Source organism: Paraburkholderia fynbosensis (assembly GCF_902859935.1).
In the GTDB taxonomy this organism is placed as follows: Bacteria; Pseudomonadota; Gammaproteobacteria; order Burkholderiales; family Burkholderiaceae; genus Paraburkholderia; species Paraburkholderia fynbosensis.
Genome location: NZ_CADIKI010000004.1, coordinates 293,779 through 306,447, shown reverse-complemented (window position 1 = coordinate 306,447; position 12,669 = coordinate 293,779). Strand labels below are relative to the sequence as shown.

The window sequence follows — 12,669 nt, the reverse complement described above, 5'->3', positions numbered from 1 at the left end:
GGCCTTATTGGCTCGTATATGCTAGTTAGCAGGCAGTCGTCTCGCGCATGCTAAAGACATCTCATGATGTTCTGCGGCCCGCGAATTCATTTCGCACAGCTTCGAGACGATCATGCCAGCGGTCTGTTTCTCTAAACGCCCCGTGCGGATTTCGAGCAGGCCGTTCAATACTTTCAACGTTGCTAGTCGAGTGTAATCGTGAGAGTCCGAGGCCCTTTGGTTAGATGGAATCGCAGTCACGCGGGTTGTACGCTCGCTGACAGCGCCATCGCCGACGGCAGCAACGGCAGCCTTACGTTCCGCCGCTTCCTGTCCGTCTTGCCGATCCTGTCCCGCCGTTCAGTTCGACGTCACAACTCCGTTTCCGCGCGCGCTTTCATTGCGGTGCGAACAGACGAAGTTGCCTCGCTGCTGCCGTAGCGCCTCCCTCCTTTTCGCCATTCGTTCTATCCGCTTGCCTATGCGCGTTTGTGCGTATGCGCGGTGCTGTCTGCCGTCCCTGCGCTTCGCGCGGATTAACGCGGCTCAGTGACTCGCGCAATGCGGCGGATCGAATCGAACGGCCATTCCTGCTACTGCGCGCGGCGTGTCTCCCCTCGACAGACAGCGCGCAAACTCCTGGCGGCCTCGCGCATTCTGCGCGGCTGCGAGGTCATGTCGCGCCGCGTTTTAGCGCTATTCACATCACGCGCCTCGCTATGCGAAACAAACCCCTGGTCGGCATCAGCGCCGACAGAACGATGCTCGGAGAGTACGCCGACGACCCGCTCTCCACCGCGATCTTCCGCACGTTCGGCGAGGCGTGCCGCGATCGAATGCGCACCAGGACCGGCCGAGGCGCGGCATTTGCATCCGCCGCCATGCAGGTTTGAGCCGGTCGCGCCAAAAACTGAGAGAACAATCATGCATGACATCGACGATTTTCTGAAGAAGCATCACGTCACCGAAATCGAAGCGATCATTCCGGATATGGCCGGAATCGCGCGCGGCAAGATCATTCCGCGCAGCAAGTTCGAATCCGGCGAGTCCATGCGCTTGCCGCAGGCGGTGATGATTCAGACCGTCACGGGCGAGTATCCGGAAGACGGCTCGCTCACCGGCGTCACCGATCCGGACATGGTGTGCGTGCCCGACGCGGCCACCATTCGGATGATTCCATGGGCCGTCGATCCCACTGCTCAGGTGATTCACGATTGCGTTCATTTCGACGGAACACCGGTCGCGATCTCGCCGCGCCGCGTATTGCGCCGGGTACTCGAACTCTACAAGGCCAAAGGCTGGAAGCCGGTCATCGCGCCCGAACTCGAGTTCTATCTGGTCGACATGAACAAGGACCCGGACTTGCCCCTGCAACCGCCCATCGGCCGCACGGGGCGTCCGGAAACAGGACGGCAGTCGTATTCGATCGAAGCGGTCAACGAATTCGATCCGCTTTTCGAAGACATCTACGAGTACTGCGAGGTGCAGGAACTGGAAGTAGATACGCTGATCCATGAAGTCGGCGCCGCGCAGATGGAAATCAACTTCATGCACGGCGATCCGTTGAAGCTCGCCGACAGCGTGTTCCTGTTCAAACGCACGGTGCGCGAAGCGGCATTGCGCCACAAGATGTATGCAACCTTCATGGCCAAACCGATGGAAAGCGAACCGGGGTCGGCAATGCACATGCATCAAAGTCTCATCGACGAAGAAACCGGCGAGAACATTTTCACCAGCGCGGACGGCAAACCGACGGTGCAGTTCACGAGGTATATCGCGGGCTTGCAGAAGTACACACCGGCGCTGATGCCGATTTTCGCGCCGTACATCAATTCCTATCGCCGTCTTTCGCGCTTCATGGCCGCACCGATCAACGTCGCGTGGGGTTACGACAATCGCACAGTGGGTTTTCGCATTCCGCATTCGGGACCGGCCGCGCGCCGCATCGAAAACCGCATTCCGGGCGTCGACTGCAATCCATATCTGGCCATTGCCGCGACGCTGGCCGCGGGCTATCTCGGCATGACACAGCACCTCGACGCCACCGAACCATTGCTCAGCGACGGTTATGCGTTGCCGTATCAATTGCCGCGCAATCTCGAAGAAGGGCTGACGCTCATGGCCGCCTGCGAACCGATTGCCGAAGTACTCGGCGAGAAGTTCGTCAAAGCCTACCTGGCGTTGAAAGAGACCGAGTACGAGGCGTTTTTCCGTGTGATCAGTTCGTGGGAACGCCGGCATTTGCTGCTGCACGTTTGAGACCGGATCAAAAAAAGGCCCAGTCTCACGACGTCGTTATCAGATGCAAAGAGAAAAACTGGAGGCAGTATGAGCTACAGAATCGAAGAAGCCGCTTACATGCAACACGCGCAAGCCGTGCAGAGCGCATCGCGCAGCACTGCCGAATACCGCGCGCTCGACGCCGCCCATCACATTCATCCTTTTTCGGACATGGGCTCGCTCAATCGCAGCGGCAGCCGCGTAATCGTCAAAGCCCAGGGCGTGTATCTGTGGGATTCGGAAGGCAACAGGATCATCGACGGCATGGCGGGGCTCTGGTGCGTGAACGTCGGCTATGGCCGCAAGGAACTCGCCGACGCCGCATACCGGCAAATGCAGGAACTCCCCTACTACAACACCTTCTTCAAGACGACGCATCCGCCGGTGATCGAACTGTCGGCCTTGCTCGCGGAATTGACGCCGGAGCCGTTCAAGCACTTCTTCTATTGCAACAGCGGCTCGGAAGGCAACGACACGGTGCTGCGCATCGTTTACCAGTACTGGACGGCACAGCAGAAGCACACGAAAAAGTTCGTCGTCTCGCGCAAGAATGGCTATCACGGTTCGACGATCGCGGGTGGCACGCTCGGCGGCATGGGTTATATGCATGAACAGATGCCCTCGAAAGTCGGGAACATCGTGCATATCGATCAGCCGTATTTCTTCGGCGAAGCGCAAGACAAGCAGACGCCGGAAGAATTCGCGCTGGCGCGCGCGCAGCAGCTCGAAGCGAAGATCCTCGAAATCGGCGCGGACAAGGTGGCCGCGTTTATCGGTGAGCCTTTCCAGGGGGCGGGCGGTGTGATCTTCCCGGCGTCGACGTATTGGCCGGAGATTCAACGCATCTGCCGCAAGTACGACATTCTGCTGGTTGCCGACGAAGTGATCGGCGGATTCGGCCGCACGGGCGAGTGGTTCGCCCATCAGCACTTCGGTTTCGAGCCCGATCTGATCACGCTCGCGAAGGGGCTGACGAGCGGCTATGTACCAATGGGGGCGGTCGGCTTACATGACCGGGTCGCCAAGGTGATCATCGAGAGCGGCGACTTCAATCACGGCCTCACCTACTCCGGCCACCCGGTGGCGGCCGCCGTCGCGCTCGCCAATCTCAGGCTGCTGCGCGACGAGAAGATCGTCGAGCGCGTCAAAACGGATATTGGCCCCTACTTCCAAAAAAAGCTGCGCGATACCTTCGCCCATCATCCCATCGTCGGCGAGATTGCCGGCGTGGGTCTCGTGGCCGGTCTGCAACTCGCGCAAGACCCGGCGGCACGCAGGCGTTTCGCCAATGGCGGCGATGTCGGCACGATTTGCCGCGACTTCTGCTTCAACGGCAATCTGATCATGCGCGCCACCGGCGACCGGATGCTGCTATCGCCACCGCTCGTGGTCAGCAAGATCGAGATCGACGAAATCGTCTCGAAGGCCAAAGCGGCGATCGATTCAACTGCGCGGCAACTCGGCGCGGCGTAATGGCGATACGCAAAGCAACCCGTCAGTCCATCCCCACATGCTCGTCGAGCCATCCGGGTACAACGTGGAACACACGTCGTCGCTGTTAGTGTTCATCAACATATGGATGGCTTGCGTGCCCTGAACGATGCAATCGCCAGGGACACGGGCAGATTACGGCGAAACGCGGGGACGACAAACGCAATTATTCGGCCGCTGAGTCGAAATTTTCGATGTCTGGAACAGTGGTGCGTGTCGCCGCGCCCTTCCTGCGCCCTCTCTGTCCGACCCTGGCGTTTACCCGATAAACGCAAATTACCGACTATTTATCGATAAATTCTCGTGTTAGATTCCGTCGCCTGCCAGCCATTGCCAACCGGCGAATCTGCGCCGGAACGCACGGCGGCGGAACAACCCCGACCAGGCAGAAGACAGAACAAGGAGACCCCCGATGTGGGTTCTAATCGGCGTGCCGATCGTCGTAATCGGCTTCGCATTGCGCTTTAACGCGCTCCTCGTGGTGACCATTGCGGGGGTCGCCACCGGCGTGGCCGGCGGCCTGCAGCCGGTGGAAATCGTCAGCGCCTTCGGCAAGGCGTTCGCGGATAACCGCTACATGGGCCTGATCTGGCTCACCCTGCCCGTGATCGCGCTGCTCGAACGCAACGGCCTGAAGGAACAGGCGCGGCACCTGATTTCGCGCCTTCACGCCGCCACCACCGGCCGCGTGCTGATGCTCTATTTCGTGATTCGTCAGGTCACGGCCGCACTCGGGCTCACGTCGCTCGGCGGTCACGCGCAGATGGTGCGTCCGCTGATCGCGCCGATGGCGGAAGCGGCAGCCGCGAACCGCTACGGCGAATTGCCCGATGCGGTGCGCCAGCAGATTCGCGCCAACGCGTCGGCGGTGGACAACATCGCGGTGTTCTTCGGCGAAGACATTTTCATCGCGATCCAGTCGATCCTGCTGATCAAAGGCTTTCTCGAACAGAACGGCATCGTGGTCGAACCGCTGCACGTGTCGGTATGGGCGATTCCCACCGCCGTCGCCGCGCTCGTGATTCACATGGTTCGGCTCATGCTGCTCGACCGCAACCTATCGTACAAAATGAATGCATTGGGCTGGGGCACCGCGCAGTGATGATCAAACTCGAATCCCTCTATGTGCTGGCCGGTTTGATGTTTGCCGCGTTCGCGCTCTTCAATCTGCGAGACCGTTCGAATCCGCGCCGCGTCGTCAATTTTCTGTTCTGGGGCATCTACGCGATCACCTTCATGTTCGGCGGGGAACTGCCGCACTTCGTGACGGGCTGTCTCGCCATCGCGCTTGCGCTGATCGCCGGTTCCGGCAAGCTCGGCAAAGGCCGCGCGGACAGCAACAGCGAAGCGGCCGCCGCGCGCCGCGAAGCGAATGCGCAGCGCTTCGGCAATAAGCTGTTCATCCCCGCGCTGCTGATTCCGGTCATTACCCTGCTCGGCACATTGACGCTGAAATACGCACCGTTCGTCGAAACGAAGAACGTCACGCTGATTTCGCTCGTACTGGGCACGCTGGTCGCGTTCGGCACGGCGCTCTTCATGCTGCGCGATTCGCCGGTGCACGCGCTCAAGGACGCACGGCACACGATGGACACCGTGGGCTGGGCCGCGATCCTGCCGCAGATGCTCGCCGCGCTCGGCGCACTGTTCGCGATTGCCGGCGTGGGCCACGTGGTATCGGATCTCGTGAAAACGTGGATTCCGGTCGACTCCGCATTCGCGGTGGTCGCGGCGTACACCTTCGGCATGGCGATCTTCACGATGATCATGGGCAACGCGTTCGCCGCATTTCCGGTGATGACCGCCGGCATCGGCCTGCCGTTGATCGTGCATCAATTCAACGGCAACCCCGCGATTCTGGGCGCAATCGGCATGCTGTGCGGCTTTTGCGGCACCTTGATGACACCGATGGCCGCGAACTTCAATATCGTGCCGGCGGCGCTGCTGGAGCTGAAAGACCAGAACGGCGTGATCAAGGCGCAATGGCCGACCGCTTTACTATTGCTGATCGTCAATACCATACTGTTGTATCTGCTCGTATTCCGCTTCTGAGGAGCCCGTCGATGACAGTTCAACTCACTCGCGAAATCGCGTCCCGTTTCGCCAATCTCGCGCTCGCTCACCTCACGCGCGAGTATCCGAACAAGCTGACGCACTCGCTCGCCGGACCGCAGGACGTGCAAGGTCCGCGAGCTTTGCATCCAATCTTCTACGGCAGCTACGACTGGCATTCGTGCGTGCACGGTTACTGGCTGATCCTGCATCTGCTGGAGCGCTTTCCCGATCTGCCCGAAGCCGCGCGCATCATCGCGGTGGTCGACGAGCATTTTACCGACGCCAACGTGGCCGGCGAACTCGCGTATCTCGAGCTGCCGCACAACCGTGGTTTCGAACGGCCATATGGGTGGGCCTGGCTGCTCGCGCTCAGCGCGCAGCTGCACTCGCTGAAACTTGCGGACGCAGCGCGCTGGTCGAAGACTTTTGCGCCGCTCGCCGGGTTTTTCGTCGAACGCTTCGAGGAATTTTTGCCGAAGGCGACTTACCCGCTGCGCGTGGGCACGCACTTCAACATGGCGTTCGCCCTTGCGCTCACGCTGGATTTTGCGCGCCAGACTTCAGACAGCTCGCTCGAAGCGCTGCTCGTCAGAACCGCGGAGCGCTGGTTTCTGAACGACGTCGCGTGTCAGGCCTGGGAGCCGGCCGGCGACGAGTTCCTCTCGCCTTCGCTGATGGAAGCGGAATTGATGCGCCGCGTGCTGCCGGCCGCGCAATTCGTCGACTGGTTCGGGCGCTTTCTACCGGATCTCGGCGCGAAGAAACCCGCGACGCTGTTCGAACCGGTGACCGTGACCGATCGCAGCGACGGCAAGATCGCGCATTTGGACGGCCTGAATCTGAGCCGTGCGTGGTGCCAGCGCTCGCTCGCACGGGCGCTGCCCGCCGGTGACATTCGCCGGACCGTGCTGTGCGATAGCGCCGAGCGTCATCTGCAAAGCGCGCTGCCTCATGTGGCCGGCGACTATATGGGCGAGCACTGGCTAGGTACTTTCGCAACGCTTGCTCTGGAGGCTTGATTGATGAGTTTTCGGGGCGGCGGTTCGGCGCTCTGGTCTGATTTTTCGAGGCTTTATTTACGCGCCTAATCCGAGCCCGGGCGATTCGCATAGTCTCTCAGCAATACAATAGCGGCGCCGTTAGCATGAACCGGCTTGCACTACATCAACCGCTTCGCGCCACGTGCGCCGCTTGTCTATTGGCAGCTCGCTCGCAAGCCGCCGAACGTATCAGAGCCGATCGCCCGACCGGCTCCCTGCGTCCCTGTCTCACTGCCCCGTCAGTTTCTTCGGCTTCGGCGGCGTCTGCACCTTGTTGTACTGGAACTGGGGCGTCGCCTTCAACGCAGCCTTGGACGCGCCTGCCAGATAGAAATTGCCGTCATGAATATCGAGCGCGGCGATCGGCACCGCGACGTCATGCGACGCGACGCCGAGGAAGCCGCCAGCGGACACGATCGCTGCCGACAGCGAACCGTCCGGTGCGACCACCAGATCACGCACCGTGCCGATCTTTTCATTCTGATCGTTGTACACGGCCTTGCCGAGAATGCTCTTCTTCACGCTCCAGCCGCTTAGCAGCGCATTGGACTGTTCGACCGTGACACTCAGCGTCTGCGTGCCGGCGACCTGCGCCTGCGCACCCAGACTGGTTGCAGCTACCGCGGCTACGACAACAAGTTTGCCCAACGTCATCTCGTTCACTCCGTTCTTAGTAGACTTGACCGGCGCATGCGCTGCGCCGAAGGAATCGCTGCAGCACGATCATACAGACAGCGCCGCGAGGCTGCAGTGAGGGGGTCGTACGGATGCCGCATTCGCGAGGCGCCTCCAGGATCGGCACCGCCCGGCGCGCATGGCGGTAAAATCGCGAGGCGATGACGCCCGTTTAAAGGTGGAAGTTTGACTGAGCTTGAGCAGGGTTTCATATTGACCCGACATTGGCGGGACACGCCCGCCGGCACGGAGATCGATTTCTGGCTGGCGACAGACGGCGGGCCCCGCCTTATCCGCTTGCGCCCTCAGCCATCGGTCGCATTCATTCCCGCCGAACACCGCGAGCGCGCCGAAACGATCCTGCGCCGCGACATGCCGCTCGATCTGCGTCCACTCGAACTGCGCGACTTCCAGCATCGCCCGGTGCTGGGGCTTTACTGCCCGCAGTACAGGCAATTGACGGGCTTCGAGAAACGCCTGAAACAAGGCGGCGTGGACGTCTACGAAGCCGATATCTTCCCGCCCGAGCGCTACATGATGGAGCGCTTCATCACCGCGCCGGTGTGGTTCAGCGGCGAGTCGCAACCGGGCGGCCCGCTGCTGAACAGCGAGTTGAAACCGGCCACGGACTATCGTCCGCCGTTGAAACTCGTGTCGCTCGACATCGAAACCAGCGCGCATGCCGAGCTTTATTCGATCGCGCTCGAAGGCTGCGGACAACGCCAGGTATATATGCTCGGACCGCCGAACGGCGACGCGAGCGGGCTCGACTTCGAACTCGAATACTGCGAAACGCGCGCCCAGTTGCTTGAAAAACTGAACCTGTGGATGGAACGGCACGACCCCGATGCAATCATCGGCTGGAATCTCGTGCAGTTCGATCTGCGTGTGTTGCAGCAGCATGCCGAACAATATCGCGTACCACTGCGGCTCGGCCGCGGCGGTACGGTGATGGAGTGGCGCGAACACGGCCTCACGCGCAATCACTTCTTTGCCGGTGCTGCGGGACGGCTGATCATCGACGGTATCGAGGCGCTGCGTTCCGCGACGTGGAGCTTTCCGTCGTTCAGTCTCGAACACGTGGCGCGTTCGGTGCTCGGCGAGGGCAAGGCCATCGACAATCCGTATCAGCGCATGGACGAAATCCAGCGCCGCTTCGACGAGGACAAGCCCGCGCTCGCACACTACAACCTGAAGGACTGCGAGCTGGTCACGCGCATCTTCGCGAAGACCGAGCTGCTGCCGTTCCTGCTGGAACGCGCGACCGTGACCGGCCTGCCCGCGGATCGCAGCGGCGGCTCGGTCGCGGCGTTCACGCATCTGTACATGCCGCGCATGCACCGGCAAGGCTACGTCGCCCCCAATCTCGGCGATGTCGCGGGCGCGGCGAGCCCCGGCGGCTTCGTGATGGACTCGCGCCCCGGCCTGTACGATTCGGTCCTCGTGCTCGACTACAAGAGCCTGTATCCGTCGATCATCCGCACCTTTCTGATCGACCCGCTCGGTCTCGTGGAAGGCATGCTGAACCCCAGCGACGAACACTCCGTGCCGGGCTTTCTCGGCGCACGCTTCTCACGCACGCGCCATTGCCTGCCGTCGATCGTCGCGCAAGTGTGGCAAAGCCGCGAAAGCGCCAAGCGCGAGCACAACAAGCCGCTTTCGCAAGCGCTGAAGATCATCATGAACGCGTTTTACGGCGTGCTCGGCTCCACCGGTTGCCGCTTCTTCGACCCGCGTCTGGCGTCGTCGATCACGATGCGCGGCCACGAAATCATGCACACCACGCGCGAGCTGATTCAGGCCGAAGGCTACGAGGTCATCTACGGCGACACGGATTCGACCTTCGTGTGGCTCAAACATGCGCACAGCGAGGAAGACGCCGGCCGCATCGGCCGCGCACTCGTGGAGCACATCAACGCGTGGTGGCGACAGAACCTGCGCGCGCGGTTCGTGCTCGACAGCGCGCTCGAATTGCAGTTCGAGCGGCACTATCGGCGCTTTTTCATGCCAACCATTCGCGGCGCGGAGGAAGGCAGCAAGAAACGCTATGCGGGACTCACGGTATTGCCCGACGGCGGCGAGGAGATCGTCTACAAAGGACTCGAAACCGTGCGCACGGATTGGACGCCGCTCGCGCAGCAGTTTCAGCAGGCGCTATACGGACGCATATTCAGGCAGCAGCCGTATCAGGATTACGTGCGCGACTATGTGCGCGATACGCTCGACGGCAAGCTCGACGATCAGCTCGTCTATCGCAAGCGCCTGCGCAGAGCGCTCGGCGAATACGAACGCAACGTGCCGCCGCATGTGCGCGCGGCGCGCATCGCCGATGAGTTCAACCGTAGTCAAGGGCGCCCGCTGCAATACCAGAACGGCGGCTGGATCAGCTATGTGATGACGGTGGCCGGTCCCGAACCCTTGGAAACGCTGCGCTCGGCAATCGACTACGAACACTATCTGACGCGGCAATTGCAGCCCGTCGCCGATGCCATTCTGCCGCTGCTGCGCGATGATTTCACGACGCTGCTGTCGGGGCAAAGGCAGTTGTTCTGACGCGGTGTCAGCATCGGGCCGGGCGCGATCCGATCAACCATAAGGAGTCGAAAGTTGACGACAGCAAGCGGACAGCAGAATCACGCACAAACCGCGGCGAGCCGCGTGTTCGCAAACGATGCACTCAGTCTCGGACTCACGCTGCCGCTGCTGCGCGCCGGCGCCATCGTCGCCGATTTCGACGAGCAGTTGACTCTTGCGCGGCTCGCCGACGAACGCGGCTTTCGCGCGCTCTGGGTCCGCGACGTACCGTTGAACAGCGCCGACTATCCGGACCCGGTCGGCCATCTCGACCCGTGGGCCCTGCTCGGCGCACTTGCCGTGCACACACAGCGTATCGCGCTCGTGAGCGGCGCAATCGTGCTGACGCTGCGCCATCCGCTGCATATCGCCAAGGCGGCGCTGTCCGTCGACATGCTCAGCCACGGCCGCTTCATTCTAGGACTGGGCTCCGGTGACCGCCCACCGGAATACGCAGCCTTTGGCCGCGACCCGCACGAGCGGCGCGAACTGTATCGACGACATTGGGACACACTGGCGGCGGCGCTCGGCAAGCCGTCTCGCGTGATTCCCGATCGCGCGCCCGAAGGCGCGCCGGCTTTCCAGCTACTACCCGGCACCGCGAATACCGTGCCGCTGCTGGCGGTCGGCTCGGGCGGCCAGAGCGTCGACTGGATCGCGCGGCATTCGCTGGGGTGGATGACTTATCATCGCGAGCCTGATGCACAGCGGGCGCGTTACAGCATGTGGCGCGCCGCGGTCGAACGCGCGGCGCCCACTGCGTTTCGCGCATTCGGCGTGGCGATGCGGCTCGAGCTCAGTCGCGATCCGCATGAGCCGGCGCAGCCTGTCACGTTAGGCTATCGAACCGGCCGGCACGCATTGGTCGGCATCCTCAACGACATGCGCGCCGGCGGCACGCATCACGTGACGTTCAACCTCGCATCGGAGCGCCCTGCCGCCGACGCGATCGAAGAACTCGCGCACGACGTGTTGCCGCTATTCCAGCCGGAACCCTAAGGCCGCGCGTGTGCTTCTAGATCTTCTCCAGTTCCAGCCCCTTCGTGCGCGGCCCCATCAAACCGATCGCCAGCATCACGATCAGCATCGCACCGGCGATGAACACGAACACGCCGGACGCGCCGAAGTGCTTCAACACCGCCGCGATCAGAAAGGCCGTGAAGATCGCCGAAAACCGGCTCCACGAATAAACGAAGCCCACCGCGCGTGCGCGGATGCTGGTCGGAAAGAGTTCGGTCTGATACGCGTGGTAGCTGTACGAAATGATGTTGCCCGCAAGCGTCAGACACACGCCGAGGCTCACCAGCAGCACCGCGCCCGACGCCCGACTGAACCACAGCCCGCAGACGATGTTCACGCCGGCCATCACGACGATCACCGTCTTGCGCTCGAAGCGGTCGCCGATGAAGAGGCCGATGACGGGACCGAGCGGCGCGGCCAGCGCAATCACGCTCGAATACATCAGGCTCGTCGTGATCGTGATGCCCTGCTTGATCAGCAGTGTCGGCACCCAGTTCGCGAAGCCATAGAAGCCCACGGTCTGGAAGATGTTGAAGAGAGTCATCATCAACGTGCGGCGTCGATACGGCGGCACCCACATATCGCGGAAGCTGCCGCGCGGCGTAACCGGCAGCGGCGGTGCGGGCGGCGGCAACTCGCGGCCGTACTCGCTGCGCACCTTCGCTTCGAGCGCGCTCATCACGCCGTCGGCTTCGGCGAGACGCCCCTGCTGCGCGAGCCAACGCGGGCTTTCCGGCAGCGCGCGACGAATCCACCAGACGAACAGCGCGCCGTGCGCACCGATGAGCACGACCCAACGCCAGCCGTCGAGACCGAATAGCGTGCGCGGCACCAGCAGAAACGACAGAAACGCGACCACCGGCACCGCCGTGAAGCCGACCGCCTGCTCGCACGCGAACGCGCGGCCGCGAATCTGCTTGGGTACCAGCTCGGAGATGTACGTGCCGATCGTTACCAGTTCGACGCCGATACCGACGCCCGCGACGAAGCGCCAGACGTTCAGGCCGGTCGCCGTTTCCTGAAACGCCATCACGACGTTGGCCGCTGTATACCAGAGCAGCGAATACGTGAAAACGGCGCGGCGTCCGAAGCGATCCGCCAGAAAGCCACAAGCGATCGTGCCGATAAAGAGGCCGCTGAACAGAGCGGCGATGAAACTCGCGACGCCGGTCGAGCCGAACAGACCGTGCGTCGTCGCGGTCAGTAAGCCGCTCTTGACGAGACCCGGCGCGACATAACCGGAGTACAGCAGATCGTAGAGTTCGAAGAAGAAGCCGAGGCTCAGCAGCACGACCAGCTTCCAGATGGAACGCGTGGCGGGCAGCCTGTCGAGGCGCGCCGAAATGCTGCCAGCGTCGAGCGGCGCGGCGGCAGTGGTGTCGGACGGTGTGTTGCCGAGAGTACTGGAATACGTCACGCTGCCGCCGTTGCGTGTGACGGAGTCGGCGTGATCTGGGGAAGCCATGTCGTTCGTCTCCTTTGTCGACTGCAGTTGGCGCTTTAGCGCCTACTCCAGTCCCATGCAAAGCTGTCGACTGGAGTTGGCGCTTTAGCG

At 62.2% G+C, this 12,669-nt stretch carries 10 protein-coding genes and 1 pseudogene; 9 read left to right on the top strand and 2 right to left on the bottom strand.

All coding sequences use genetic code 11. The annotated features are described in order from the left end of the window. The first annotated feature begins 216 nt into the window (after window positions 1–216). The 7 genes and pseudogenes from HV770_RS38500 to HV770_RS09080 all read left to right on the top strand — a co-directional run bounded on the left by HV770_RS38500 (window position 217) and on the right by HV770_RS09080 (window position 6,824). Entirely contained in the window at window positions 217–420 is a 204-nt protein-coding gene (locus HV770_RS38500) for a hypothetical protein (RefSeq protein WP_246290767.1), read from the top strand. 329 nt (window positions 421–749) lie between these two features. Then, window positions 750–872, top strand: a pseudogene (locus HV770_RS09105) (gamma-glutamyl-gamma-aminobutyrate hydrolase family protein); the annotation flags it as partial. 31 nt (window positions 873–903) lie between these two features. Further along, window positions 904–2,238 (top strand): glutamine synthetase family protein, encoded by a 1,335-nt coding sequence (locus tag HV770_RS09100; protein ID WP_175159081.1) that lies wholly within the window; start codon window positions 904–906, stop codon window positions 2,236–2,238. A gap of 69 nt (window positions 2,239–2,307) precedes the next feature. After that, entirely contained in the window at window positions 2,308–3,732 is a 1,425-nt protein-coding gene (locus HV770_RS09095; RefSeq protein WP_175159080.1) for an aspartate aminotransferase family protein, read from the top strand. Between the two features lie 430 nt (window positions 3,733–4,162). Beyond that, the gene (locus HV770_RS09090) at window positions 4,163–4,852 is read left to right on the top strand and encodes a DUF969 domain-containing protein (protein ID WP_175159079.1); all 690 of its coding nucleotides are present in this window, start codon (window positions 4,163–4,165) and stop codon (window positions 4,850–4,852) included. After that, window positions 4,852–5,802, top strand: a complete 951-nt coding sequence (locus HV770_RS09085) for a DUF979 domain-containing protein (protein WP_175159078.1) — start codon at window positions 4,852–4,854, stop codon at window positions 5,800–5,802. The genes HV770_RS09090 and HV770_RS09085 overlap by 1 nt, the downstream gene beginning before the upstream one ends. 11 nt (window positions 5,803–5,813) lie before the next feature. After that, window positions 5,814–6,824, top strand: coding sequence for a DUF2891 domain-containing protein (locus HV770_RS09080; protein WP_175159077.1), 1,011 nt, complete (start codon window positions 5,814–5,816; stop codon window positions 6,822–6,824). 249 nt (window positions 6,825–7,073) lie between these two features. Here HV770_RS09080 and HV770_RS09075 read toward each other — a convergent pair whose 3' ends face one another. Then, on the bottom strand, window positions 7,074–7,499 hold the full coding sequence (locus tag HV770_RS09075) for a PRC-barrel domain-containing protein (RefSeq protein WP_175159076.1): 426 nt from the start codon (window positions 7,497–7,499) through the stop codon (window positions 7,074–7,076). A gap of 207 nt (window positions 7,500–7,706) precedes the next feature. Between HV770_RS09075 and HV770_RS09070 the strand changes: the two genes are divergently transcribed. Together HV770_RS09070 and HV770_RS09065 are read left to right on the top strand one after the other, a co-directional pair. Beyond that, on the top strand, window positions 7,707–10,073 hold the full coding sequence (locus HV770_RS09070) for a DNA polymerase II (protein ID WP_175159075.1): 2,367 nt from the start codon (window positions 7,707–7,709) through the stop codon (window positions 10,071–10,073). A gap of 54 nt (window positions 10,074–10,127) precedes the next feature. Further along, complete coding sequence (locus tag HV770_RS09065) at window positions 10,128–11,093, top strand: LLM class oxidoreductase (RefSeq protein ID WP_175159074.1); 966 nt, start codon at window positions 10,128–10,130, stop codon at window positions 11,091–11,093. 16 nt (window positions 11,094–11,109) lie between these two features. Here HV770_RS09065 and HV770_RS09060 read toward each other — a convergent pair whose 3' ends face one another. Next, the gene (locus tag HV770_RS09060; RefSeq protein ID WP_175159073.1) at window positions 11,110–12,579 is read right to left on the bottom strand and encodes an MFS transporter; all 1,470 of its coding nucleotides are present in this window, start codon (window positions 12,577–12,579) and stop codon (window positions 11,110–11,112) included. Window positions 12,580–12,669: the final 90 nt, after the last annotated feature.